The sequence below is a fragment of the Microbacterium sp. CIAB417 genome, assembly GCF_022788845.1.
The window spans coordinates 1,239,302-1,264,912 of the sequence record NZ_JAHZUT010000001.1; the positions used below are offsets into that span (position 1 = coordinate 1,239,302).

General features: G+C 69.6%; 25 protein-coding genes. 3 read left to right on the plus strand and 22 right to left on the minus strand.

What is annotated here, in order from left to right:
* Window positions 1-104: 104 nt before the first annotated feature.
* From KYX17_RS06135 to KYX17_RS06225, 19 genes are all read right to left on the minus strand, one after another.
* On the minus strand, window positions 105-1,025 hold the full coding sequence (locus KYX17_RS06135) for an RluA family pseudouridine synthase (RefSeq protein ID WP_243226021.1): 921 nt from the start codon (window positions 1,023-1,025) through the stop codon (window positions 105-107).
* Between the two features lie 2 nt (window positions 1,026-1,027).
* On the minus strand, window positions 1,028-1,708 hold the full coding sequence (gene lspA / locus KYX17_RS06140; protein WP_249223122.1) for a signal peptidase II: 681 nt from the start codon (window positions 1,706-1,708) through the stop codon (window positions 1,028-1,030).
* Window positions 1,709-1,716: 8 nt separating this feature from the next.
* Entirely contained in the window at window positions 1,717-2,307 is a 591-nt protein-coding gene (locus tag KYX17_RS06145; protein WP_243226022.1) for a DivIVA domain-containing protein, read from the minus strand.
* Window positions 2,308-2,464: 157 nt separating this feature from the next.
* On the minus strand, window positions 2,465-2,776 hold the full coding sequence (locus KYX17_RS06150; RefSeq protein ID WP_243226024.1) for a YggT family protein: 312 nt from the start codon (window positions 2,774-2,776) through the stop codon (window positions 2,465-2,467).
* A gap of 3 nt (window positions 2,777-2,779) precedes the next feature.
* Window positions 2,780-3,256 carry a cell division protein SepF gene (locus KYX17_RS06155; RefSeq protein WP_243226026.1) on the minus strand — a complete coding sequence of 159 codons (477 nt, stop codon included), beginning with the start codon at window positions 3,254-3,256 and terminating at the stop codon, window positions 2,780-2,782.
* Between the two features lie 45 nt (window positions 3,257-3,301).
* Entirely contained in the window at window positions 3,302-3,979 is a 678-nt protein-coding gene (locus KYX17_RS06160) for a YggS family pyridoxal phosphate-dependent enzyme (protein WP_243226027.1), read from the minus strand.
* A gap of 19 nt (window positions 3,980-3,998) precedes the next feature.
* A complete protein-coding gene (gene ftsZ, locus KYX17_RS06165) occupies window positions 3,999-5,144 on the minus strand; it encodes a cell division protein FtsZ (RefSeq protein ID WP_243226029.1) in 1,146 nt (381 codons plus the stop codon).
* Window positions 5,145-5,333: 189 nt separating this feature from the next.
* The gene (locus tag KYX17_RS06170) at window positions 5,334-6,269 is read right to left on the minus strand and encodes an FtsQ-type POTRA domain-containing protein (RefSeq protein ID WP_243226031.1); all 936 of its coding nucleotides are present in this window, start codon (window positions 6,267-6,269) and stop codon (window positions 5,334-5,336) included.
* A gap of 3 nt (window positions 6,270-6,272) precedes the next feature.
* Window positions 6,273-7,673 carry a UDP-N-acetylmuramate--L-alanine ligase gene (gene murC, locus KYX17_RS06175; RefSeq protein WP_243226032.1) on the minus strand — a complete coding sequence of 467 codons (1,401 nt, stop codon included), beginning with the start codon at window positions 7,671-7,673 and terminating at the stop codon, window positions 6,273-6,275.
* Window positions 7,674-7,685: 12 nt separating this feature from the next.
* Window positions 7,686-8,765: a glycosyltransferase gene (locus tag KYX17_RS06180; protein ID WP_243226033.1), complete on the minus strand. Its 1,080-nt coding sequence runs from the start codon at window positions 8,763-8,765 to the stop codon at window positions 7,686-7,688.
* Window positions 8,762-9,964 (minus strand): FtsW/RodA/SpoVE family cell cycle protein, encoded by a 1,203-nt coding sequence (locus tag KYX17_RS06185; protein ID WP_243226034.1) that lies wholly within the window; start codon window positions 9,962-9,964, stop codon window positions 8,762-8,764. The genes KYX17_RS06180 and KYX17_RS06185 overlap by 4 nt, the downstream gene beginning before the upstream one ends.
* On the minus strand, window positions 9,933-11,468 hold the full coding sequence (murD, locus tag KYX17_RS06190) for a UDP-N-acetylmuramoyl-L-alanine--D-glutamate ligase (protein ID WP_243226035.1): 1,536 nt from the start codon (window positions 11,466-11,468) through the stop codon (window positions 9,933-9,935). The genes KYX17_RS06185 and murD overlap by 32 nt, the downstream gene beginning before the upstream one ends.
* Window positions 11,461-12,573 (minus strand): phospho-N-acetylmuramoyl-pentapeptide-transferase, encoded by a 1,113-nt coding sequence (gene mraY / locus KYX17_RS06195; protein ID WP_243226036.1) that lies wholly within the window; start codon window positions 12,571-12,573, stop codon window positions 11,461-11,463. The genes murD and mraY overlap by 8 nt, the downstream gene beginning before the upstream one ends.
* Complete coding sequence (gene murF / locus KYX17_RS06200; protein WP_243226037.1) at window positions 12,570-13,985, minus strand: UDP-N-acetylmuramoyl-tripeptide--D-alanyl-D-alanine ligase; 1,416 nt, start codon at window positions 13,983-13,985, stop codon at window positions 12,570-12,572. The genes mraY and murF overlap by 4 nt, the downstream gene beginning before the upstream one ends.
* 30 nt (window positions 13,986-14,015) lie before the next feature.
* Entirely contained in the window at window positions 14,016-15,812 is a 1,797-nt protein-coding gene (locus KYX17_RS06205) for a penicillin-binding protein 2 (protein WP_243226038.1), read from the minus strand.
* Window positions 15,813-15,825: 13 nt separating this feature from the next.
* A complete protein-coding gene (locus KYX17_RS06210) occupies window positions 15,826-16,407 on the minus strand; it encodes a hypothetical protein (protein ID WP_243226039.1) in 582 nt (193 codons plus the stop codon).
* Window positions 16,404-17,342, minus strand: coding sequence for a 16S rRNA (cytosine(1402)-N(4))-methyltransferase RsmH (gene rsmH, locus KYX17_RS06215; RefSeq protein WP_243226041.1), 939 nt, complete (start codon window positions 17,340-17,342; stop codon window positions 16,404-16,406). Before rsmH ends, KYX17_RS06210 begins: the two co-directional genes overlap by 4 nt.
* 100 nt (window positions 17,343-17,442) lie before the next feature.
* On the minus strand, window positions 17,443-17,874 hold the full coding sequence (mraZ, locus tag KYX17_RS06220; RefSeq protein WP_243226042.1) for a division/cell wall cluster transcriptional repressor MraZ: 432 nt from the start codon (window positions 17,872-17,874) through the stop codon (window positions 17,443-17,445).
* 283 nt (window positions 17,875-18,157) lie between these two features.
* Window positions 18,158-18,541, minus strand: a complete 384-nt coding sequence (locus tag KYX17_RS06225; RefSeq protein WP_243226043.1) for a DUF3040 domain-containing protein — start codon at window positions 18,539-18,541, stop codon at window positions 18,158-18,160.
* A gap of 102 nt (window positions 18,542-18,643) precedes the next feature.
* Here KYX17_RS06225 and KYX17_RS06230 point away from each other — a divergent pair, with 102 nt between their 5' ends.
* A complete protein-coding gene (locus KYX17_RS06230; protein ID WP_243226044.1) occupies window positions 18,644-19,732 on the plus strand; it encodes a polyprenyl synthetase family protein in 1,089 nt (362 codons plus the stop codon).
* Here KYX17_RS06230 and KYX17_RS06235 read toward each other — a convergent pair whose 3' ends face one another.
* The gene (locus tag KYX17_RS06235) at window positions 19,733-20,083 is read right to left on the minus strand and encodes an Rv2175c family DNA-binding protein (RefSeq protein WP_243226045.1); all 351 of its coding nucleotides are present in this window, start codon (window positions 20,081-20,083) and stop codon (window positions 19,733-19,735) included.
* Between the two features lie 131 nt (window positions 20,084-20,214).
* Between KYX17_RS06235 and KYX17_RS06240 the strand changes: the two genes are divergently transcribed.
* Both KYX17_RS06240 and pknB read left to right on the plus strand, forming a co-directional pair.
* Entirely contained in the window at window positions 20,215-21,390 is a 1,176-nt protein-coding gene (locus KYX17_RS06240; RefSeq protein ID WP_243226046.1) for a LysM peptidoglycan-binding domain-containing protein, read from the plus strand.
* 77 nt (window positions 21,391-21,467) lie between these two features.
* Window positions 21,468-23,408, plus strand: a complete 1,941-nt coding sequence (gene pknB, locus KYX17_RS06245) for a Stk1 family PASTA domain-containing Ser/Thr kinase (RefSeq protein WP_243226047.1) — start codon at window positions 21,468-21,470, stop codon at window positions 23,406-23,408.
* A gap of 39 nt (window positions 23,409-23,447) precedes the next feature.
* Here the strand turns inward: pknB and KYX17_RS06250 are convergent, their stop codons facing one another.
* Window positions 23,448-24,788, minus strand: coding sequence for a class II 3-deoxy-7-phosphoheptulonate synthase (locus KYX17_RS06250; RefSeq protein ID WP_243226048.1), 1,341 nt, complete (start codon window positions 24,786-24,788; stop codon window positions 23,448-23,450).
* 38 nt (window positions 24,789-24,826) lie between these two features.
* Window positions 24,827-25,525, minus strand: a complete 699-nt coding sequence (locus KYX17_RS06255) for a 1-acyl-sn-glycerol-3-phosphate acyltransferase (protein WP_243226049.1) — start codon at window positions 25,523-25,525, stop codon at window positions 24,827-24,829.
* Window positions 25,526-25,611 lie beyond the last annotated feature (86 nt).

A 25,611-nucleotide genomic window follows, 5' to 3' on the forward strand; every position in this document is an offset into this window, starting at 1 on the left:
CTCGAGGTCCCCTCTGCCTCCTGCCCTGCGGGGCCACCGGCGGCGCGAGCGCCGGAACGGAGGTCGGGCGGAGCGCGCCGCCCGAGGTCAGAGTAGCATCCGCGTCAATCGCCGCGGAGCATCTCCAGAGCGTGGGCGAGATCCGCAGGGTACGGGGACGCGAACTCGACACGATCGCCGGTCGCCGGATGCTCGAAGGCGAGCCGGTGCGCATGCAGCCACTGCCGAGTGAGGCCGAGCCGGGCCGAGGTGGTCGGGTCGGCGCCGTACAGCGGATCCCCGACGCACGGATGCCGGTGCGCCGCCATGTGCACACGGATCTGGTGCGTCCGGCCGGTCTCCAGGTGGATCTCCAACAGCGAGGCTCCCGGGAACGCCTCCAGCGTCTCGTAGTGCGTCACCGAGTCCTTGCCCTCGGGTGTGACGGCGAACTTCCAGGAGTGGTTCGGGTGGCGTCCGATCGGGGCGTCGATGGTGCCGGCGAGAGGATCCGGATGCCCCTGGACGACGGCGTGGTAGATCTTGTCCACCGTGCGCTCCTTGAAGGCGCGCTTGAGCAGCGTGTAGGCGCGCTCCGTCTTGGCGACCACCATGAGGCCGCTCGTGCCCACGTCCAGGCGATGCACGATACCCGCGCGCTCCGCCGCACCGCTGGTCGCGATACGGAAACCCGCTCCGGCGAGAGCGCCGAGGACCGTCGGTCCCGCCCACCCGAGAGACGGATGCGCGGCGACGCCGGTCGGCTTGTCGACCACGACGATGTCGTCGTCGTCGTGGATGATCCCGAGCTCGGGCACCTCCACCGGCACGATGCGGGGCTCTTCCTTGGGAGCCCATTCGACGCTCAGCCACCCGCCGGCGCGGAGGCGATCGGACTTGCCCAGCGTCACCCCGTCGACGCTCACGCCGCCCGCCTCAGCGACCTCGGCCGCGAACGTGCGGGAGAAGCCGAGCATCTTGGCCAGCGCCGCGTCGACGCGCGCCCCGTCGAGCCCGTCAGGGATCGGAAGGTTCCTCGACTCCACGATCAGGAGGCCGTGCCGGACGACGCCGGCCGGTCCGCACCGGCGGGGCGATCGAGATCGGCCTCGTCCGCGGCGTCAACGACCTCGGCGTCCGCCGTGTCCGCCGCATCCGCTTCCGCGGCCTCGGCGCGCTGCTCGGCTGCCGCGGCCTCCTTCGCCGCCTGTTCGTGATCGCGTTCCCGCGTGCCGTCGAAGCGCAGGCCCAGGACGACCAGGAGCGCCACGGAGATCATTCCCGTGACGATGAAGATGTCGGCGACATTGAAGATCGCGGGCATCATCCAGGGCATCGAGATCATGTCGACGACCTGCCCGATGCCGAAGCCGGGCTCCCGGAAGAAGCGATCGGTGAGATTGCCGAGCACCCCGCCGAGAAGACAGCCCAGGACGACCGCCCACAGGCGCGACCGCAGGCCGAAGGCCTTCCAGATGATGATCCCTGCCACGACGCTCAGCGCGATCGTGAAGATCCAGGTGTAGTCGCTGCCGATCGAGAACGCGGCGCCGGGGTTGCGCACGAAGTAGAGCTGGAGGAAGTCCCCCAGGACCGGGACCGGCTCCGCGTAGGGCAGGTTCTCGACCGTGAGGTGCTTCACGTACTGATCGGCGGCCAGCACGATGATCGCGAGAACCGCGACGATCGCGCCGGCCGCCGACCGACGAAGGGGACGACGTCCTGACAAGGGGCGCCTCAGAGGCCGATTGCCGAGACCGGCGTCGAGTCGTTCGACGCCGACTTCTCATCGAGGTCGCGCAGCTGACCCTCGATGTAGCCGCGCAGCTGCGTGCGGTAGTCGCGCTCGAAGTTGCGCAGCTCCGTGATGCGGGCTTCGAGCGTGTTGCGCTCGCGCTCGAGACGGGCCGACTCCTCGCGCTGCTTGGCCGCGGCCTCGCTGCGGATCTTCTCGACCTCGGTCTCCGCCTCGGCGATGAGCTGGGCGCGCTTGGCCTCGCCCTCCGCGACGTGCTCGTCGTGCAGGCGCTGCGCCAGCTCGATGATGCCGGCGGTGGTCGTGGTGGCGGCGGGCTCGCCCGCAGCCGCGGGTGCCGGCGTCGCGACGACGGGCGCCGGGACCTCGGAGACGACAGCGGCGGCGGGCGCCTTCTCGCCGGACTCGTAGGCGGCGAGCTTGGCCTTCAGCTCCGCGTTCTCCTCGAGGGCCTTGCGCCACTCGACGACGATCTCGTCGAGGAAGTCGTCCACCTCGTCGGGGTCGAAGCCGTCCTTGAAGCGGACATGCTGAAACTGCTTGGTGACGACGTCATCCGGGGTCAGTGCCATGGGGTGGCTCCTCTTTCGATGAGTTCGGTTGCCAGTACTTCGACGATGGCGCGGTGTGTTTCCGGCGCGTACCCGGGGCGCGCACCTGGGAGCCAAGCATAGTCCCCGTGCCTGTGCGTCGCGACGGTGCGCGTTCCGCGTGGCGCTGATATGGGGATCAGGCGGCCGCGCCGCCGATGGCGCGGACGATCGCCATGAGGATGAGCACGACGAACATCGTCAGGGCGAATCCGAAGTCCAGCGAGAGCCCGCCGATGCGCAGCGGAGGGATGATCCGGCGGAAGAACCGGATCGGCGGATCCGTGACGGTGTAGACGGCTTCGGCCGCGATCAGCCCGAACCCGCGGGGACGCCATTCCCGGTTGAAGAGCGGGATGTAGTCGAGGATCAGCCGCGCGAACAGCACGAAGATGTACAGCAGCAGCACCAGATGAACGATGCCGGCGATGACGGAGACCAGCGAGCCCACGGGTTACGCGTGGTCGAAGGCTGCGGACTCGGCGTCCGCGTGCGCGATGCCCCCGTGACCGGAGACCGCGATGTTCTCCGGCGAGAGCAGGAACACCTTCGAGGTGACGCGCTCGATCCGACCGTACAGCCCCAGGGAGAGACCGCTCGCGAAGTCGATGAGGCGGCGTGCCTCGGCATCCGACATCTGCGACAGGTTGATGATCACGGGAACGCCCTCGCGGAAGCTCTCGGCGATCAGCTGCGCGTCGCGGTACTGCTTGGGGTGCACCGTGAGGATCTCGTTCACCGCGCCGGCGGCGGGCTGGCGCACCGCCACGGGACGACGCAGCGGAGTGACGGGCGCCGGGGCCTGCTCCTCGACCTCGCGGTCGCGTTCGCGGTGCGCACGAGCGGGCGCCTGGGGCGTCTCCTCCTGGTAGACCTCTTCCTCGTCGGCGAGGCCGAGATACACCATGGTCTTCTTCAGCGGGTTTCCCATCGTGTCCTCCGGTGTTCGAACGTCTGGGGCTGGTCTGATTCGAGGTTATCCCCGCACAGGGCGAGGACCGGTGATTGCGGAGCCGATCCGCAGGTGTGTCGCGCCAGCGACGATGGCCTCGGCGAAGTCGGCCGTCATGCCCGCCGAGATCCAGGACGCGTCGGGATGCTGCGCGCGCACGGCATCCGCGACGGAGCGCAGGCGGGCGAACGCGGAGGCGGGCGCCTCGTCCAGAGGAGCCACGGCCATCACTCCGCGCAGGCGCAGGGACGGCAGGTTCGCGATGCGGTCCGCGAGGGCGAGGGCCCCGTCGGGCTGCACGCCGCCGCGTCCGGGATCCTCTGTCAGGTTGATCTGCACGAGGACGTCGAGCACGTCGTCCCCCTCCGCCGCGCGGTCGAGCGCATCGGCGAGCCGATCCCGGTCCACCGAGTGCACCACGTCCGCCGAGCGGCGGATGGCGGACGCCTTGTTCGTCTGCGCCTGACCGATGTAGTGCCAGCGCATCGGCAGATCCGCGAGCTCCGCGCGCTTCGCCGTGAGCTCCTGCTGACGGTTCTCCCCCACGTCCGTCACGCCGAGGGCGGAGAGCTCCTGGACAAGGGAGGCCGGGTGGAACTTCGTCACGACGATGCGCGTGATGTCCGCGGCATCCCGACCCGCCAGGCGCGCGGCGTCGGCGATCTGCTCGTCGATCGCCGACAGCCGTGCCGCCAGGGTCATCGTGCGGTCGTCCCCGGGATCACTTGAGGAACTCGGGGATGTCGAGGTCGCTGTCGTCGGCGAACGCCGGCTCATAGCTGCTGGTCGCCGAGATCGGAGCGACGGGCTCCTTCTTCTCCTCGGCCACCGGCACCTCGATGCTCTTCTCCTCCGCGACCGCCTGCTCGGGCAGCGGCTCCGGACGGGAGAGGAACGTCGGGTCGAGGCGCAGCGACGGCTCGCCGCCGTCGAACCCGGCCGCGATCACCGTCACGCGCACCTCGTCGCCGAGCGTATCGTCGATGACGGTACCGAAGATGATGTTCGCCTCGGGGTGCGCGGCCTCCTTGACGAGGTCGGCCGCATCGTGGATCTCGAAGATGCCGAGGTTCGAACCGCCCTGGATCGACAGCAGCACCCCGTGCGCTCCTTCGATGGAGGCCTCGAGCAGCGGCGACTCCACCGCGAGCTCGGCGGCCTTGATGGCGCGATCCGCTCCGCGCGCCGAGCCGATGCCCATGAGCGCGGAACCCGCACCCTGCATGACCGACTTGACGTCGGCGAAGTCGAGGTTGATCAGGCCGGGGGTGGTGATGAGGTCCGTGATGCCCTGGACACCGGCGAGGAGCACCTGGTCGGCGGTCGCGAACGCCTCGATCATCGAGATGCCGCGGTCGCTGATCTCCAGGAGCCGGTCGTTCGGCACGACGATGAGCGTGTCGACCTCTTCCTTGAGCTTGGCGACGCCCGCCTCGGCCTGGCTCTGGCGGCGGCGGCCCTCGAAGGAGAACGGCTTGGTGACGACACCGATCGTGAGGGCGCCGATCGACTTCGCGATGCGCGCGACGACGGGAGCGCCACCGGTTCCGGTGCCACCGCCCTCGCCGGCGGTCACGAAGACCATGTCGGCGCCGGTGAGCGCCTGCTCGATCTCCTCGGCGTGGTCCTCCGCGGCGCGGCGGCCGACCTCCGGGTCGGCTCCGGCGCCCAGACCCCGGGTGAGCTCGCGCCCCACGTCGAGCTTGACGTCGGCGTCGCTCATGAGCAGCGCCTGCGCGTCGGTGTTGACGGCGATGAACTCGACACCGCGCAGGCCGAGTTCGATCATGCGATTGACGGCGTTGACGCCGCCACCGCCGACGCCGACGACCTTGATCACGGCGAGGTAGTTCTGGTTCTGGCTCATGGCCGGCCTCCGATATGTCGAGCCTGGAAATCTGTCCTGCGAGGATGTGAACCTTAAACCTCAACTAGAGGTGTAAAGTATTTCCCGGTATTGCGTTCTCTTGATCGAAGGTATGCGCCCGTTCGGCGTGCACGCGCAACGACACGCGCGTGTCTCGCAATCCCGCACCGCGCGGACGGGAACGGGGTGTCAGCCGGCGATGCCGACGTTCGGCGCGGTGACGTCGAAGGTCCGGGCGTCGGGGTTCGTCGCGACGAGCTTGGACAGCACGAACGCCTTGAGCGCGGACTCCTCCGCGCTCCCCCACACGACGGTCCGGTCCCCGAGCGTGAGCGTGACGTCGTCGGGGGACGAGGCCTGCACGCGCGTGAGCTGACCGCGCAGGTCCGCGGGGAGCGAGCGCACCACGAGCCCGGCGGACTCGAAGGCAGGCGTACCGGTACCGCCCTCGATGTCGAGGATCGGCTGCCCCTCGGGCTGCGCGTCCGTCGTCGCGAGTGCGACGCCGGCGGCATCGACCAGCGTGTAGCCGGCGTCGGAGGAGATCACTCCGACCGGGGTGCGCTCCACGATGCGAACAGTGAGCTCGTGCGGCGGCTTGGCCTCGAGCGCGTACGTCTCAATGAGCGGGAAGGCCACCAGCGCGGCCTTCACCTCGCTCGCGTCGACGAGCGCCAGCGGCGTGCCGACCTGATCGGCCAGCGCCTGTTCGATCGCCGCGGGATCGAGCGTCGACGCCCCCACCACCGTGACCTTCTCGACCGCGAACAGCGGGCTGTACGCGGCCAGCGCCGTCGCTCCGACCAGAAGCACGAGCGCGCCGAGACTCCCGATCCAGATCATCCGCCGCCGGCGCGAGCGCTGCGTGAAACGCCGGATCTCGCTCTTGAGCGCCTTCCGCCGTGCTCGCGCCGCCCGCCAGACGTCGCGCTGGGTGAGCGGCCGGCCGTCTTGGTCCCGGATGCCGTCGACGGCTTCCTCGGCGGAGGCGTCGTCATCCGCGGGCGCCATCGGGGTCACGACGGCCCCGGCCTCCTCGTCGCGCGGTACGCGTGGGCGGCGCACCGGCTGCTCGGCCGCTTCGGGCTTCTCCGGTGTGCTCGGGAGGGGCGCAGGCCGACGCATGCGTCAGTCCCCTGGGGTCCGCCGGAGAGCGTCGAGCACCTGCGGGATGATCTGGTAGACGTTCCCGCATCCCAGCGTGATGACGTAGTCCCCCTCGCGCGCGATGCTCGCGGTGTAGTCGGCGGCCTGCTGCCAGTCGGCGACGTAACGCACGTTGCCCTGATCGGCGAAGGCACCGCTGACGAGCTCGCCGGTCACGCCGGGGACCGGGTCCTCACGCGCGCCGTACACGTCGAGCATGACGGTGTGGTCGGCGCCCTGCTCGAGTACCTCGGCGAACTCGCGGAACATGTGCTGCGTGCGGGAGTACGTGTGCGGCTGCTGGATCGCGATGACGCGTCCGGAGCCGGCGACGCTGCGCGCGGTCTCGAGCGCGACCTTGACCTCGGCCGGGTGGTGGGCGTAGTCGTCGAACACCTGCACGCCGCGCTCGACCCCGTGCAGCTCGAAACGGCGCACGGTGCCGGCGAAGCCCTCCAGGGCACGCGCTGCGTCCGCCAGCGAGTGCCCGAGCGCCATCAGCACCGCGACGGCACCGGCGGCGTTGACGGCGTTGTGGGCGCCCGGAACGGCGAGCACGAGACGGACAGACTCCGCGCCGCGCGTCAGGGTGGCGCTGACGGGGCCCTGCGTGTCGATGTCCGTGATGCGCAGGTCGGCGTCCGCCGCGAGACCGAAGGTGATGACGTTCCGGTGCGACAGGCCGGCGGTGACCCGCAGCGCTCCGGGATCGTCGCTGGAGATCACGACGGCCTCGGTCGCGGCATCCGCGAACCGGATGAACGCGTCGTGGAACGCGTCGTCCGAGCCGTAGAAGTCGAGGTGGTCGGGGTCGACGTTGGTGATGAGCGCGACGGCCGTGTCGTACAGCAGGAACGTGCCGTCGGATTCGTCCGCCTCGATGACGAAGAGGTCGTCGGATCCCGTCGCGCTGGAGGCGCCGAGCTGCTCGATCACGCCGCCGTTGACGAAGCTCGGGTCGGCGCCGAGCTCGCGGAGGGCCGTGATGATCATGCCCGTGGAGGTCGTCTTGCCGTGGGCACCAGCGACCGACACGAGCCGGCGCGCGCCGATCAGCCAGTGCAGCGCCTGAGAGCGGTGGATGACATGCAGTCCGCGCTCCTTGGCCAGGAGGAACTCGGGGTTCTCCGGCCAGATCGCCCCGGTGTGGATCACGGTGTCCGCGTCGCCCAGGTGCGCGGCGTCGTGGCCGACGTGGACGGTGGCCCCGGCATCCGCCAGCGCACGCAGGTTGTCACTGTCGGCCCGGTCCGAACCGGACACGCGGATCCCGGCATCCAGGAACATCTTCGCGAGCCCGCTCATGCCCGAGCCGCCGATGCCGATGAAGTGCGCGGCGGTGATGGACTCCGGGATCGGGAGGGTGAGGTCAGGTCTGATCATGTCGTTCTCAGTTTAGTTCGCGGTGGCCAGCGCCCGGTCGACGAGGGCGATGACGTTCTCGGTGCCGGCACGGGTTCCGACGCGTTCGGCGGCGTCCGCCATCGCCCGGATGCGGTCGGCATCGCCGAGCAGCGGCACCACGACCTCGCGGACGGTGTCCCCGGAGAACGTGGCGTCGTCCAGGAGAACCGCGGCGCCGGCCGCGACGGCGGAGGCGGCGTTCAGCCGCTGCTCCCCGTTGCCGACCGAATAGGGCACGTACAGCGCCGGCAGGCCCAGAGCGCTGATCTCGCTCACCGTCGCCGCGCCCGAGCGGGAGACGACGAGATCGGCCAGCGCGAACGCCAGGTCCATCCGGTCGACGTAGCGGCGCAGGACGTACCCCGGTGCTCCCGGGTCTGCGAGGTCGCTGCGCTCCCCCGTCACGTGCAGCAGCTGCCATCCGGCGTCCAGCACGTCCTGCCAGGAGTCCGCCAGAGCGTCGTTCAGGCGCTGAGCTCCGAGCGAGCCCCCGAAGACGAGCAGCACCGGCCGGTCGGCGTCCAGCCCGAACGCCTGCGCGGCTTCGGTCCTGGCGGCCGCACGGTCGAGCTCGATGACCTCCCGGCGCAGAGGCATGCCGACGACATCGGCGTCTCGCATCGGCGTCCCGTCGAAGGCGACGCCGACCGCCGCGGCGCGTCCGGCACCCAGCCGGTTGGCGAGGCCGGGCTTGGCGTTGGCCTCGTGGATGACGTACGGCACTCCCTCACGACGCGCAGCGATGTACGCAGGAGCGGCGGCGTACCCGCCGAAGCCGATCACGACGTCGACGCCGTGCGCGCGGATGTGGTCCCGCGCCTGGCGGATCGCGCGACGGAACCGGGACGGGAACCTCAGCGCCTGCGCGTTCGGCCGGCGGGGAAACGGCACCTTGTCGACGATGAGCAGCTCGTAGCCGCGCTCGGGGACCAGCCGCGCCTCGAGCCCCTCGGCGGTCCCGAGGACGAGCAGGTCCGCTGCGGCGTCGCGCGCGCGCAGTCCATCCGCGACGGCGAGCAGGGGGTTCACATGTCCGGCGGTTCCTCCGCCGGCGAGCAGGTACGTGGTCACCTGGTGACCTTACCCCGTTCGCCTGCGGGGATCGTGCGCGCGAAGGCCAGCAGCACGCCGCACGCGAGGAGCACGGACAGCAGCGCCGTTCCACCCTGGGACATGAACGGCAGGGGCACGCCCATGACCGGGAAGACGCCGATCACGACGCCGATGTTGATGAGCGCCTGCCCGATGATCCACACCGTGATCCCGCCCGCGGCGACACGGACGAACGGGTCGTCCGTCTTGCGGATGATGTGGAAGGCGCCCACCGCGAAGACCGTGAACAGCGCCATGACGACGAGGCAGCCGATGAGCCCGAGCTCCTCGCCGACCACGGCGAAGATGTAGTCGTTCGCCGCGGCCGGCAGCCAGCCGTACTTCTCCTGCGAGTTGCCCAGGCCCAGGCCGAAGACACCCCCGGTCGCCATTCCCCAGAAGCCGTGGATGGCCTGATAGCAGATGCCGGTGTAGGCCGTGGTGTCCACGCTCGGATCGACGTTCGCGCACAGCGCCGTGATGCGCTTCATGCGGTTGTCGCTGGAGAGCGCGTAGAAGAGCACGCCTCCGGCTCCGATCAGCAGCGGCAGGATGAACAGGCGCAGCTTCACGCCGGAGAAGAACAGGCAGGCCAGCAGCACGAGCACGAGCACCATGGCGGTTCCGAGGTCGTCGCCGGCCATGACGGAGCCGATCACCAGCAACGACACCGGCACGACCGGGATGAAGACGTGGTGCCAGACCGCGAGTCGGGTCTGCTTGCGCAGCAGCACATAGGCGATCCACAGGGCGAGGGCGAGCTTGAGGAACTCCGAGGGCTGCAGGGTGAAGCCGGCGACCTTGATCCAGTTGCGGTTTCCTCCGGAATCGACACCGAGCGGAGTGAACACCAGCAGCTGCATGAGCGTCGCGAGGATCAGCGCCGGCCAGGCGAGCCTCTTGAGCCAGTCGAGGGGCATGCGGCTGACCAGGAACATCATCGGGATGCCGACGAGCGCGAACAGGCCCTGCTTGATGGCCGTGTCCATCGTGCCGCTCTCGACCGCGGCGGTGGCGGAGACCACCATGACGAGTCCGAACGCCGTCAGCAGCAGCGCCGCGGAGGCGATCAGCAGGAACTCGGTGGACGGCGGCGTGAACAGCCGCCCCAGCGAGACGCGCGCCGCGAGGCCTGCGGATCCGGGTTCAGTGCGCTTCGGGCGAGCCACCTGCGTCATCGGCGCTCCCCCGATCGATCCAGCTCTGCACCGCCTCGGCGAAGCGGTGGCCGCGATCCGCGTAGCTGGAGAACTGATCGAAGGATGCCGCGGCGGGGGCCAGCAGGACCGTGCCCTCCCCATCGACGATCCCGGTCGCGATCTCCACGACGCGGTTCATGACTTCTCCAGTGTCGCCAGTGACGACCTCGAACACGGGCACCGCCGGCGCGTGTCGTGCGAATGCCGCGACGACCTCCGCCCGCTCGACGCCGATCACCACGGCCGCGCGCGCGGTGGGCCCGACATCGGCCACGAGCTCGGCGATGTCGACGCCCTTCAGGTCGCCGCCGACGACCCATACGGCGCCGGGGTACGCGCGCAGGGAGGACGCCGCCGCATGCGGGTTCGTCGCCTTGGAGTCGTCCACCCATGTGATGCCGCGATGCGTCGCGATCACCTGGATGCGGTGGGAGTCCATGCGGAACGCCGCCAGCGCCCTGGCGATCGCCTCGGGCTCGACACCGAGCGAGCGCGCCAGCGCGCTCGCGGCGAGGATGTTCTGCACGACGTGCGGGGCGGACAGCCCGGCACGTTCCAACTCGGCGACCGTCGTGAGCTCCAGGGCGCTGCGCGCGCGATCGTCCAAGAAAGCGCGGTCAACGACGATGCCATCCACGATGCCGAGATCGCTCGGCCCAGGGACGCCGAGGTCGAATCCGATCGCCCTGGCGCCCTCGACGACGTCGGCCTCTTCGACCATGACGCGTGTCGCGGCATCCGCCTTGTTGTACACGCAGGCGACGCGGGTGTTGCGGTAGACGATCGCCTTGGCGTCGCGATAGGCCTGCGCGCTGCCGTGCCAGACGAGGTGGTCGTCGGCGAGGTTCAGGCAGACCGTGGAGTGCGGGTAGAGCTCGGCCGCCGGCGCGCTCTGTCCGAGATACCAGAGCTGGTGGCTGGAGAGCTCCACGACGAGCACGTCGAAGCCGCCGGGGTCTCGGACCGCGTCCAGGACGGGGACGCCGATGTTGCCGCACGGTGCGGCCCGGAGCCCGCCGTCGACGAGGAGCGCGGCGGTGAGCTGCGTCGTCGTCGTCTTGCCGTTCGTGCCGGTGATGAGCACCCAGTCCGCCGGCGTGCCGTCCTCGCGGAGGACCTTGTCGCGCACGCGCCAGGCGAGTTCGACATCGCCCCACAAGGCGACGCCCTCCTGCTGCGTCCAGCGGATCACGGGATGCGATGGCGGGAAGCCGGGAGACGCGATCACCACGTCGGGACCGAAAGCCGTGAGCGCCTCCGGCACCGCGTCGAGCGGTCCGATCTCCAGAGCTGCTCCGATGACCGGCACAAGCCGCTCGTACTCCTCGGTCGCGCTCTCCGAGAGCACGAGGACCTCGGCGCCGAGCTCCGTGAGCGTGTCCGCGACCGAGAACCCGGTCACCGACAGGCCGAGCACGGCGACGCGCAGACCGGCCCAGTCCGCGTGCCAGCTGGTCAGAGCGTCCAGGCGCGCGTCAGCCATCGAGCTGGCTCAACCACTCGACGTAGAACAGTCCCACCGCCGAGACCGCGAGGAGGCCTGCGATGATCCACAGGCGCACCACGATCGTGACCTCGGGCCAGCCGCGCATCTCCAGATGGTGGTGGAACGGGCTCATCAGGAACAGTCGCTTGCCGCGGGTGATCTTGAAGTACCCCCGCTGCAGGATGACCGAGCCGGACGACAGGACGAAGATGCCCGCGATGACGAGGAGCAGCAGCTCGGTGCGGCTGAGGATCGCCATGGCCGTGATGACGCCGCCGATGGCCATCGAACCGACATCGCCCATGAAGACCTTGGCCTTGGGCGCGTTCCACCAGAGGAATCCGATGAGGCCGGCGGCGAACGAGGCCCCGACGATGGCGAGGCTGAACGGATCGCGCACCTCGTAGCAGGCCGAGAGCACGGAGGGATCGATGTCCTCGCCGCACACCTGCTTGAACTGCCAGAACGTGATGAGGCTGTACGCGCCGACCACGAAGACGCCGGCGCCGGCTGCGAGGCCGTCCAGCCCGTCGGTGAGGTTGACGCTGTTCGACGTCGCGACGCCGATGACCGAGATCCAGAGCAGGTACAGCGCCCACCCCAGGATCACGCCTCCCGCGAAGAGGTTCAGCCACGGAATGTCGCGGAACAGTGAGACGAATCCGCTGGCCGGGGTGTTGCCGAAGTCGTTGGGGAAGTTCAGCGCGAAGATGCCGAACGGGATCATCACGATGAGCTGGCCGACGATCTTGCGCCAGCCGGAGAGCCCGAGGCTGCGCTGCGACCGCACCTTCATGTAGTCGTCGATGAATCCGACCGCGCCGAAGCCGACCATGAGCCACAGCACGAGCATGGCTGAGATCGTCGGCTCGCTCCCGCCGGCGTAGATGCCGGTGAAATAACCCACGATGGTACCGACGATGAAGATCACGCCGCCCATCGTCGGGGTGCCGCGCTTGGCCTCGTGACTCGGGTTCTCGATCGCGTCGGGGGTGCGGATCACCTGCCCCCAGCCCCACTTGCGGAACAGCCGCAGGAAGACGGGGGTCAGGAAGAGCGTGAAGGCGAGCGATATCGCCGCCGCCATAAGCAGGGACCTCACGAGAACAATTCTCCCAGACGATCACCGAGGTGCCGGAGCCCCACGGAATTGGACGACTTGACGAGCACCCGGTCCCCCGGTCGCAGCTCGCTCTCCAGGTACTCGAACGCGGCGTCCTGATCCGGCAGGTGCACCGCCTCGCCGTCCCAGGAGCCCTCCCCGATGGCGGAGATGTACAGCCGGCGCGCCTCGGGGCCGACCACGACGATGCGCTGGATGTTCAGCCGGACGGCGAGCAGACCGACGCGGTCGTGCTCCTCCCCCGCGCTCTCGCCCAGTTCGCTCATCGCACCCAGGACGGCGACCGTGCGCTCGGCGGGGCCGGTGATCTGGGCAAGGGTGCGCAGGGCTGCGGCCATCGAGTCCGGGCTGGCGTTGTACGCGTCGTTGATGATGCGGACGTCGTCGTTGCCCATCGGCTGCATGCGCCATCGCTCGGCGATCTCGAGGGTCTCCAGCCGCGCGACGGCGGTGGCGGTGGGGACGCCGAGCGCGCGTGCCGCCGAGACGGCGGCGAGGGCGTTGGACACGTGGTGCGCTCCGAGGACCTTGAGCTCCAGCGGCCGCGGCTCCTCGCCGTCCGCATGCACGAGGCACCGGGTTCCGGATGCCGAGACGTCGACCTCGCTCGCGCGCACGTCGGCCGCCGCCGTCTGCCCGAAGCCGATCACGGTGATGTCCCGCTCGTCGGCGACGGCGCGCATGGCCGCGACCCGGGGGTCGTCCATGTTCAGGACGGTCGTCCCGCCCCGGCGGGTCGCCGCGACGAGCTCGGACTTGGCCTTGGCGGTCTCCTCGATGCCGCCGAAGCCTCCGGCGTGGGCCATGCCGACCATGAGCACGATGGAGAGATCGGGTTCGACGAGGCCGGCGAGGTGGGCGATGCGCCCCGGCGCGCTGGCGCCGAACTCGCTCACCAGGAACCGGGTGTCCTCGTTCACCCGCAGCATGGTGACAGGGGCGCCGACCTCGTTGTTGTACGAGTTGATCGGCGCGACGGTCTGCCCTTCGCCCTCGAGGATGCGTGCGAGCATGTTCTTGGTGGTCGTCTTCCCGTTGGAACCGGTGATGCCGACGATGCGGAGATGCCCGATGGCGCGGACGCGCGCCACCACCTCGCGCGCGAGGTCCGCGAGCGCGGCCACCGCATCGGCGACGACGATCTGACTGATCGGCTCGTCGACGGCGCTCTCGACGATCGCGAGGACGGCGCCGCGCTGCAGCGCCTGCCCGACGAACGCGTGGCCGTCGGTCGTGGCACCGGGCTTGGCGACGAACACGCTCCCCGGGCCCATCTGGCGGGAGTCGGTGTCGACGACGCCGTCGACGATGCTCTCCGGCGTGTGTTCGCCGAACGTGCGCAGCTCCCCGTTCAGGACAGCGGCGATCTCGGCGAGGGACAGGGCGATCATGACTTCTCCACGCGCGGCGGGTGGGCCGGCTTACTTGAACTTGGGCAGCAGCTCGTCCATGGGTTCTGTGGACGGCTTGACCCGATAGGTCTTGAGCACCTGCGTCATCGCCTTCTGGAAGGCTGTGGCGGTGGCGGCAGACGTCCTCAGCTTAGTCGGCTCGTCCATCGTCACCACGACGACGTACTCAGGATCCTCCGCCGGAGCGTACCCGACGATGCTCACGTCGAAGATGCCGGACTTGTATCCGCCGTGTCCGTCCGGAGTCTGGGCCGTACCGGTCTTGGTGGCGATGCGGTAGCCCGGGATCTCGATCCGCTCGGACAGCCCGCCCTGCACGGCGACGTTCTCGAGCATGCGCTGGACCTGCGCCGCTGTGCTCTCGCTGATGACCTGCTCGTGCTCGGGCGCGTCCGCCTCGACGACCGTGCCGTCGGCCTTCGTGCAGGACTCGATGAGGGACAGGTCGATGCGCTCGCCGTCGTTCGCGAAGGTCTGGTAGGTGCTCGCCAGCTGGGCCGCCGTGATCGTGAAGTGCTGACCGAACGTCGTGGTGTACAGCGACTGGTTGTCCCACTCGCTGGCGGGATGCAGCACGCCGGAGAGCTCGTCGTAGAAGTCCACGGCCGTCTTCTGGCCGACGCCGAACTTCTCCAGGTAGTCGTGTCGCACCTCGGGAGAGACCATGGTCCCGTACTTCGAGAGCGCGACGTTCGACGAGTCGATCAGTGCCCCCGCGAGGGTGTACTCGTAGCGCGGATGCGAGAACGGATCGTTGATCTCGGCGCCGTTGTCGAAGTACTCGCGGCTGTCCGCCGTGACGCTGGTGGACCAGTCCGCGACGCCCTGATCGATGATGGTTGCCGCCGTGACCGCCTTGAACGTGGATCCCGGCTCGAACTGCTTGGAGAAGATCTGCGACTTCCAGTAGTCCTGCGGTGTGCCGTCGACGTTGTTCGGGTCCACCGAGGGCCACTCCGCCGCTGCGCGGATCTTGCCGGTCTTCACCTCGACGACGGTCACGGTCGCGCTCTGTGCGCCCTGCCGCTGGGCCTCCTCGGCGATCATCTGCTGCAGATACCAGTTCAGGTCGCTGTTGAGCGTGAGCTGCACGGTGCCGCCGTCCACGGCTTCCGTCGTCGTCTCGCTGCCGGGGATCACGACGCCGTCCTCGCCGCGACGGTAGGTCTGCTCGCCGTCCGTCGCCGCCAGGCACTCCGCGGCCATCCGCTCGACGCCGTACTGGCCCTCGCCCGCACCGTTGACGAATCCGACCATGGTCCCGGCGACGGCGCCGTTGGGATACACGCGGACGCTCCGGGACTTCATGGCGAGGTAGGACAGCCCCGCGTCCTTGAGCTCCTTCAGCTCCAGGTACTGCGCGGTGTTGAGACCGGTCTTGAGCGGCAGGTACTGCGATTCGGGGTTCTTCTCGAGATCAGCGGCGACATCCGCGCGCAGCTTCTCCCCGGTGGTGCCGATGATCGCGGCGATCCGGTCGGAGGCCTCGGCCCACAGGTACTTCGGCGGGTTCTTGTTGTCCTCGTCGTCGACGATCGCGATGAGCGACGGCGACAGCTGCACGTCGTAGACGAGCGTGCTCGCGGCGAGCACGGTGCCGTTCGCGTCGACGATGCTCCCGCGGTTGCCTTCGATCGTGGTCGTCAGGCCCAGTTTGCCGATGTCGAGCGAGTCGGCCACGTGGTCATCGGCGTTGACCACCTGGATGTCCACGAGCCGGACCACGAACGCCGCGAGGACGGAGAGGACGACGGCGAGGGCGACGACGGTGCGCCGACGGGGACCACGGGTTGCTCGCGTCGTCATCATCTCTCCTGTCTCAGTGTGTGCTCGGGGTCGGGAGCCCCTCGGTGATCGCCGGCGGCGTGTCGGATTGCTGCGGAGTGGTGGACTCGGTCGAGGTCGCGGATTCGGCCGATGCCGCCGCCTCGGTCGCCTTCTGGTCCACCAGCAGCGAGTTCGCGACCGCACCGGGACCGTTCGGGTCGACCGTCGAGGTCCAGTCGGCTCCGTCGGCCGCGCCGACCACCGCCCCGTCGCTGAGGCGTAGGTAGGACGCGCTGCCTGCGACGACCATGCCCAGCTCGCTCGCCTTGGTGGCGAGCGCCTGCGGAGAGGTCGTGCCGGCGAGCTGCTCCTCGAGCGCCTGGGTCTCGAGGGTCAGCGAGCGCTGCTCGGACTTCAGGTCGGCGAGGACGAACGAGTCGTGCGTCGTCGCGAGCGTCAGGCCCATCTGCACCGCGGCGATGACCGCCGCGCCGGCCAGGGCGACGAGCGCGTAGGCGAGCTTGGGCCGGCGTCGAGGAGCCGGCTGTTCGACGGGACGCAGGCGGTGTCCGCGCTCCTCACGGGCCGGAGCACTCGGTGCGGGCAGCAGACGTGCGGTGGCTTCGGCGCTCATGACCGCTCCCTCAGCTTCTCGGCGGCGCGCAGACGCACCGGGATCGCGCGCGGGTTGCGCGCGCGCTCTTCCTCACCCGCGAGTTCGGCGCCCTTGGTCAGCATCCGGAACCGCGGTGCGTGCTCGGGGAGCTCCACGGGGAGCCCTGCCGGAGCGGTGGAGGCGGATGCCGCGGCGAACGCCTGCTTGACGAGGCGGTCCTCCAGCGACTGGTACGACATCACCACGATGCGGCCGTCGATGCTCAGGGCGTCCATGGCCGACGGGATCGCGTCGGCCAGCACGCTCAGCTCGGAGTTGACCTCGATCCGCAGCGCCTGGAACACCCGCTTGGCGGGGTGACCGGCCCGCTGGGCCGCTGCGGGCGTCGCGGCGATCAGCAGGTCGACGAGCTGCCCGGAGCGCTCCAGCGGCGCGCTCTGCCGCGCCTGGACGATGAAGCGGGCGTACCGCGCGGCGAGCTTCTCCTCGCCGTAGCGCTCGAAGATGCGCCGCAGGTTGCCCTCGCTGTACGTGGCGAGCACCTCCGCCGCGGTCGTGCCCTTGGTCTGATCCATCCGCATGTCCAGCGGGGCGTCCTGGGAGTACGCGAACCCGCGATCCGCCTCGTCCAGCTGCAGGGACGAGACGCCCAGGTCGAAGAGGATGCCGTCCGCGCCCTGCGCATGCAGGCCGATCTCGTCGTACACCGAGTGCACGAACGACACGCGCCCGCCGAAGCGCGCGAGCCGCTCCGAAGCGATGCGCAGCGCATCGGTGTCGCGGTCGAGGCCGATGAGGCGGATGTTCTCGAAGCGCTCGAGGAACGCCTCGGCGTGACCGCCCATGCCGAGCGTGGCGTCGACGAGCACGGCGCCGTCGTGCGCCAGCACGGGGGCCAGCAGCTCGACGCAGCGCTCCAGGAGAACCGGGGTGTGGATGTCGCGGATGCTCATGATGTCTTCGGGAGACCTTCGACTCTGATCCCCCTCCGCTTCTCGACCCGGCACCGGGGAAGTGTGTCGGGGCGGGAGCGGCGGGGCATCACAGTCGAGGTCAGAACAATCCCGGAATCACCTCCTGCTCCAGTTCTGCGTACGATTCCTCGTTTCCTTCGAGGTAGGCGTTCCAGGCCGCGGCATCCCAGATCTCGGCGTGGGCGCCGACACCGGTGACGACGAGCTCCTTCTCGAGCCCCGCGTACTGACGCAGGTGCGCCGGGATGGTGATGCGGTTCTGGCTGTCGGGCATCTCGGCGCTCGCCCCGGAGAGGAACATGCGCAGGAAGTCGCGGGCCTGCTTGTTGCTGAGCGGCGCTTGCCGGATCCGCTCATGCATCTGCTCGAACTCGGCCGTGCTGAAGACGTACAGGCAGCGCTCCTGTCCGCGGGTGACGACGATGCCGCCGGCCAGATCCTCGCGGAACTTCGCCGGCAGGATGACCCGACCTTTGTCGTCGAGCTTCGGTGAGTGCGTCCCCAGCAGCATCGGCCTTCACCCCCTCTTCGTCCGGCCAACTCGAGGTGTGCCCCACTTTACTCCACTTTCCTCCACATTCCTACGACCAAACCCAAGGATCATGACAGACCGCGGCGATCCGCGCCAACGCGAACGCCAGGGATCCGCGGAAACACGGGGAGGAATCAGCGGTGGAGGGAAGTGGAGTGCCGGTGGAGGGCAGGTGGAGGCCCGGAGAGCTCACCGGCTCCGGAAACGCGAAGAACCCGGATGCTCAGAGCATCCGGGTTCTTCGAAGTGGAGAGAAGTGGGGTCAGCGGCCCTCTTGGCGGCGATCCCAGCGATCGTTCATACGGTCCATGAACCCGCCCGAGGCGGCGTCGCTCTTGCGCCGCGGCGCCTTGGGCGCCGAGCCGGGCGCACGACGCACCGGGGTCACCGCGAGCATGACGCCCCCGAGCATGGCCAGGAAGCCGATGACGCCGATGACGACGGCGAAGGCGCCGAGTTCTCCGGCGAGGGCGACGCCGACGACCAGCGCCCCGATGCCGACGAGCAGCAGGACCGCGCCGTAGACGAGGTTCCGGTAGCTCAGCACGCGGTCTCCGGACGGCGCGCTGACGACGTCTGCGTCGTTCTTGAGGAGATGGCGTTCCATCTCGTCGAGCAGACGCTGCTCCTGTTCGGACAGTGGCATTCCGTCCCCCTCGGGTTTCGTGTCCTTCATTCTACTCGTGCGCAGGGCCAGAGGCTAGAGATCGGCTGAGAGGTCTTCGCATCGTCGCCGTAGGCTGGAGCCGTGCCCTCGACCTCCTCCGTCACCGACGCCGTCTCGCGCGCCCTCGACCTCTTCCTCGATCGGATGCGCGCCGAAGCCGGCGACTACGGACCGGAAGGGCGCCGCTTCATCGAGGCCGCAGCACGGACGCTGAGCGGCGGCAAGCGACTGCGTGCCCGGTTCTGCCACGCCGGCTGGAGCGCGGTCGCGCGAGCCGCCGATCGGCGGGCCGCGGAACCCGAGGCGCTGTGGCAGCTGTGCGCCTCCCTCGAGGTGTTCCAGGCCGCGGCGCTCGTGCACGACGACCTCATCGACAATTCCGACACGCGCCGCGGGCGGCCGGCCGCGCACCGCGCGCTCGAGGCGGAGCATGTCGCCGCGCGGTGGAGCGGAGACGCCGAGGACTTCGGACGCGCCTCCGCGATCCTGCTCGGCGACCTCCTCGTCGCGTGGAGCGATGACCTGCTCGAGCAGGCGCTGGCGCAGCACCCGAACGCGGCGGCCGTGCGTGCCGAGTACGGACGGATGCGCCGGGATGTCACGACCGGGCAGTTCCTCGACATCGCCGAGGAGTCCGCGTGGAGCGTCAATCCGTTCGCCGAGCACGCCGAGCGCGCACTGCGCGTGGTGTCCTTCAAGTCCGCTCGCTACAGCGTCGCGCAGCCGCTGCTGCTCGGGGCGCTGCTCGCCGGCGCCGACCTGCCTCAGCAGGAGGCCCTGGAGCGGTTCGGCATGCCGCTCGGCATGGCGTTCCAGCTGCGGGACGACGTCCTGGGCGTCTTCGGCGACCCTGCTCTCACGGGAAAGCCCAGCGGCGACGACCTGCGGGAGGGCAAGCGCACCGTGCTCATCGCCTTCACGCGCGAGCGCCTGGCGTCGCCGGCTCGGACCCTGCTCGACGAGATGCTCGGCGATCCCGACCTCGACGACCATCAGATCGCGGCTCTGCAGTCCACCGTGCGCGACAGCGGCGCGCTGGATCGCGTCGAGACGCTGATCTCCGACTATGCGCAGACGGCAGACCGAGCACTCAGCGGTGCGAAGCTCGACAATGCGGCGGTCGGAGAGCTGCGCGACCTCGCACGAGCCGCGACGGCACGCGTCGCCTGATCAGGCGAGCGTGCGCGCGATGCGCCGCACCTCGCTCTTGTGCCCGTCCAGCAGCGCGGCGATCGGGGCGCGTCCCAGAGTGTCCTCCTCGGCGAGGAGCCAGTCGATGATCTCGTCGTCCGTGAATCCGGCGTCCTGCAGCACGATGATCGTCCCCCGCAGGGACGAGAGCGGATGCCCGTCCACGATGAAGACCGCAGGGACCGCGAGCACGCCCGTACGACGCGAGGCGATCAGATGATGCTCATCGATCAGGCGGCGCACACGGCTCTGGGTCTCCCCCAGGACCTCGACGAGATCGGGCAGGGTCAGCCAGTCGGTGGGGGTCGCTTCGGGGGCAGTCTCAGACACGTTGTTCACTATCTCACCTTGGGGCGGGAGATGCATGTCGCCTCATTCGTCACAACAGTCACATTCTCCACTTCTGTTGACTTACGTATACATCCGTGTCAGCGTGGATTCGGCGATTTAAGGGGGGAACCTTGATCCAGCAGACCATGCGACGCCGCACCCGCCACCTGCGGGTGGGAGTGCCGGCCGCGCTTCTGAGCACGCTCGCGGGCACGCTCACCGCCGCACCGGCCTCGGCGGCCGGGACCGTGACGGGAGCCCTCGACGGGGTCCATGTCCTCGGCTCCCGCACCCTTCCTGCCGCTGCTCCGACCCCCGCCACGCACACCGTGCGCTCGGGTGACACCGTGTGGGCGATCGCGAAGCGGTACGGCCTGCGCTCCGCGGACCTGCTGTCGTGGAACGGGCTCGGCGCGAACGCGCTGATCCGTCCGGGGCAGGTGCTGCGGCTGACCGCTCCCAGCGCACCCGCGGCGCCGGCGACTTCGGCCCCGGCCCCGCAGACGCAGACCCACACCGTCGTCGCCGGCGACACGATCACGCGCATCGCCGCGAAGTACGGCACCACGATCGACGCCGTCCTGGCCGCCAACGGCCTGTCCCGCTCCTCCATCATCTACCCCGGTCAGAAGATCCGCGTCGCGGGCTCGGCCGCATCGGCACCGGCATCCACCCCGGCCCCTGCTCCCGCGCCCGCGCCCAGCAGCTCGTCGACGAGCCACACGGTCGCGGCGGGCGACACCATCACCGGGATCGCGGCGAAGCACGGCACCACGATCAGCGCCGTCCTCGCCGCCAACGGCCTGTCCCGCTCGTCGATCATCTATCCGGGCCAGAAGCTCACGATCCCCGGCTCCGCCACCGTGGCGGCGACCTCGAACACTGGCCAGAAGACCGCGGAGCTGAACGCGCCTCAGGCCGAGAACGCCGCCATGATCATCCGGATCGGCCGCGACCTCGGCGTCTCGGATCGCGGCATCGCCATCGCCCTCGCCACCAGCATGGTGGAATCCTGGCTGCGCAACCTCGACTGGGGCGATCGCGATTCGCTCGGCCTGTTCCAGCAGCGGCCGAGCACCGGGTGGGGCACCGCCGAGCAGATCCGGCACCGCGACTACGCGATCCGCGCCTTCTACACCGGCACGACCAACGCCGACGGCACGATGACGCATGGACTGCTCGACATCGACGGCTGGGAGTCCATGCGCTTCACGGACGCGGCGCAGGCCGTGCAGAACTCCGCCTTCCCCGAGCGGTACGGGCAGTGGGAGCAGGCCGCGTACCGATGGCTGGCCCAGTACGGGTGACCCCGCAGAGCCGCGCGTATCGCCGCAGGGGTGCGCCGTTGCCCGAGCTTGCAGGCTGTTCTCCGTAGACTTTCTTCGTGACGACGAATCAGCAGGCCGACCCCCTCATCGGGCGGCTTGTCGACGGTCGCTATCGTGTCCGCGCCCGGATCGCCCGCGGCGGCATGGCCACGGTGTACGTCGCCACGGATCTGCGCCTGGAGCGCCGCATCGCCCTGAAGGTCATGCACGCGCACCTCAGCGACGACTCGAACTTCCAGAGCCGGTTCATCCAGGAGGCGCGCGCGGCCGCGCGCCTGGCCGATCCTCACGTGGTGAACGTGTTCGACCAGGGCCAGGACGGCGAGCTGGCCTACCTGGTGATGGAGTACCTGCCCGGCATCACGCTGCGTGAGCTGCTGCGCGAACAGCGCCGGCTCACCATCCCGCAGACCATCACGATCATGGACGCGGTGCTGTCCGGTCTGGCCGCCGCGCATCGCGCGGGCATCGTGCACCGCGACGTCAAGCCCGAGAACGTGCTGCTCGCCGAGGACGGCCGGATCAAGATCGGCGACTTCGGCCTCGCCAGGGCCACCACGGCGAACACCGCGACGGGAGCGCAGCTCCTCGGCACCATCGCGTATCTCGCGCCGGAGCTCGTGACGCGCGGCACCGCCGACGCCCGCAGCGACATCTACGCGCTGGGCATCATGCTCTACGAGATGCTCACCGGCGAGCAGCCGTACAAGGGCGAGCAGCCCATGCAGATCGCGTTCCAGCATGCGACCGAGTCGGTGCCGCGACCGAGCGTGCGCAATCCCGGCGTCCCCGAGCCGCTGGACGAGCTCGTGCTCTGGGCGACCGAGCGCTCCCCGCAGGAGCGTCCCGACGACGCGCAGGCGATGCTGAACCGGCTCCGCGAGATCGAACAGGATCTCGGCATCGCCCCTCAAGTCGCCGCGGCGACCTCTCCTCCCGCGCGCTCGCAGCTGGACTCCGGGGACGTGACCAAGGTACTTCCGGGAACCGCCGTGATCGCGGACCCGACGGGCCCGGTCGCCCAGCAGGTCGACAACGCGACGCTCCTGCGGCGGCGCGCGTCGCGCCGCCGCGCCCGCGGAGCCTTCCTGCTCGCGCTCGTCCTGCTGCTCGCTACGGTCGCCGGTGGAGTGGGCTGGTGGTTCGGATCCGGACCCGGGTCGCTGGTCGCCGTCCCCGATGTCGCGGGTCTGACGTTCGAGGCCGCCGAGGCCGAACTGGCCGAGCACGAGCTCGTCGCGGTCCGCGCCGAGGCGGATTCGATCGACGTCGACGCCGGTCAGACCATCCGCACCGATCCCGAACCGGGGCAGCGCCTGGACAAGGGCACCGAGGTCACTGTCGTGATCTCCACCGGGCCGGCCGCGCACACGCTGGACCCGCTCGCCGGTCAGAGCGCCGAGGACGTCCGCAGCATCCTCACCGGCGCGAAGCTCAACGTCACCGACGACGAGACGTACTTCTCCAGCGATGTGCCGGAGGGCTCCGTCCTCAACGTGCGCATCACTCCCCGGGCCGGCGGCGACGCGTACGCGTGCGGAGAGGGCTGCGAGGTCCTCGAGGACGACACAGCGACGATCCAGGTCTCGCTGGGCGAGGTCCCCGACGTCACGGGCATGACGGTGAACCAGGCGACCAAGACCCTCACCGACAAGGGCCTCGTGGTCACCGAGGAGCCGAGCCTGCGCTTCAGCGACGACATCGCGGACGGCGACGTCATCGGCATCGAGGACCGGGCCGAGGAGGGCCTGTGGCGTCCAGGCGACGAGGCCACCCTGATCGTCTCGAAGGGACCAGAGCTGTTCGAGGTGCCGGATGTGGTCGGGATGACCAGGGACGAGGCGAAGAAGGCCCTGGACGACGCCGGCTTCACCTACTCCTACAACAGCTTCTGGGACTTCCCCGCCAACGAGAGCACCCGCGTCGAAGCGCAGTCGCCCACGGAACCGCAGCGCAAGGGCGCCACGATCGAGCTCACGATCGGCGGAACGTTCTAGGACGTCCCTGCGCAGAACGGCGGGACGTCCTCAGTCGGTTCAGCGGGACTCGAGCTCCTCGGCCACGAGGAACGCCAGCTCGAGGGACTGCATGTGGTTCAGGCGAGGATCGCACAGCGACTCGTAGCGGGTCGCGAGATCCGCCTCGTCGATGTGCTCGGAGCCGCCGAGGCACTCCGTGACGTCGTCTCCGGTGAGTTCGACGTGGATGCCGCCGGGGAACGTGCCGACCGCGCGATGCGCCTCGAAGAAGCCGCGCACCTCGTCGACGACGTCGTCGAAGCGGCGCGTCTTGTAGCCGGTCGGCGTCGTGATGCCGTTGCCGTGCATCGGGTCCGTGACCCAGAGCGGTGCGGCTCCGGCATCCTTCACGGCCTCGAGAAGCGGCGGGAGCGCGTCGCGGATCTTTCCCGACCCCATGCGCGTGATGAAGGTGAGACGGCCCGGCTCGCGCTCGGGGTCGAGCTTGTCGATCAGCGCCAGCGCCGTCTCCGGGGTCGTGGTGGGACCGAGCTTCACGCCGATGGGGTTGCGGATGCGCGAGAAGTAATCGATGTGCGCGCCGTCGAGGTCGCGCGTGCGCTCCCCGATCCAGAGGAAGTGCGCCGACGTGTTGTAGGGCGTGTCCGTGCGGGAGTCGATGCGGGTCATCGGGCGCTCGTAGTCCATGAGCAGACCCTCGTGCCCGGTGAAGAACTCGACGCGCTTGAGCTCGTCGAAGTCGGCGCCGGCCGCCTCCATGAACTTGATCGCCCTGTCGATCTCGTTCGCCATGCGCTCGTAGCGCTGGTTGGCCGGGTTCTGGGCGAAGCCGCGGTTCCACGAGTGCACCTCGCGCAGGTCAGCGAAGCCGCCCTGCGTGAACGCGCGGATGAGGTTCAGCGTCGACGCGGCGGTGTGATAGCCCTGCAGCAGACGCGCGGGGTCCGCCTGACGCGAGACCTCGGTGAAGTCGTAGCCGTTGACGATGTCGCCGCGGTAGGCCGGCAGGGTCACGTCGCCCCTGGTCTCCGTGTCGCTGGAGCGCGGCTTGGCGAACTGCCCGGCCATTCGTCCCATCTTGACGACGGGCATGGACGCCCCGTAGGTGAGCACGACGGCCATCTGCAGCACGGTCTTGATCCGGTTGCGGATCTGCTCGGCGGTGGCACCCGCGAACGTCTCGGCGCAGTCACCGCCCTGGAGCAGGAACGCCTGACCGGAGGCCGCGCGGGCGAGCCGATCGCGCAGGTTGTCGACCTCGCCGGCGAACACCAGCGGAGGCAGTGCCGCGATCTGGCCGGAGACCTCGGCGACGCGCTCGGCGTCCGGCCACTGCGGCTGCTGCTTGATCGGGAGGGAGCGCCATGCGTCGAGAGCGGCGTCATGCGGGTTCGGCATCTCCCCAGCTTACTGGGCGGCGCTCCCCGCCAGAGCCGTCAGGACCGTCGTGTGACGCGGGCCGGGAGGCGGTCCTTGACGGTCGACGCGTAGACGTCGTCGTACTCCTGCTCCCCCAGTCGCTGCAGGGCGATCATGATCTCGTCCGTGACGGAGCGGAGGATGTACCGGTCGTTCTCCATGCCCGCGTAGCGGGAGAAGTCCAGCGGCTCTCCGATCACGATGCCGACCCTGACGATGTTCGGCAGGCGCTGCCCGATCGGCATCGCCGTGTCGGTGTCGACCATGACGACGGGGATCACCGGGACCCTGGCCTCCAGCGCCATGCGCGCGATGCCCGTGCGGCCGCGGTAGAGGCGTCCGTCGGGGCTGCGGGTCCCCTCGGGATAAATGCCCAGCAGGTCGCCGCGTCCGAGCACCTGCAGGCCGGTGTTCAGGGAGGCTTCCGAGGCCTTGCCACCGGATCGGTCGATGGGCAGCTGACCGGTGGCCTTCATGAAGAAGCGCGTCGCCCACCCCTTGATCCCACGGCCGGTGAAGTAGTCGCTCTTGGCGAGGAACGACATGGGACGATCGATCATGAGCGGCAGGAAGATCGAGTCCGCGAACGAGAGATGATTGCTGGCGAGAATCGCCGCTCCCGTCGTCGGCACGTTGCGCCGGCCCACGATCCAGGGGCGGAAGATCGCCTTGACGATGGGGCCGATCGCGACGTACTTCATCAGCCAGTAGAACATCGTTGTGCAGTCTAGCGCCCGGCCATGCCTTGCGACGCAGTACCAGTGATCGCGCGACTGAATCCCATGCCTTAGACTCGACGCAA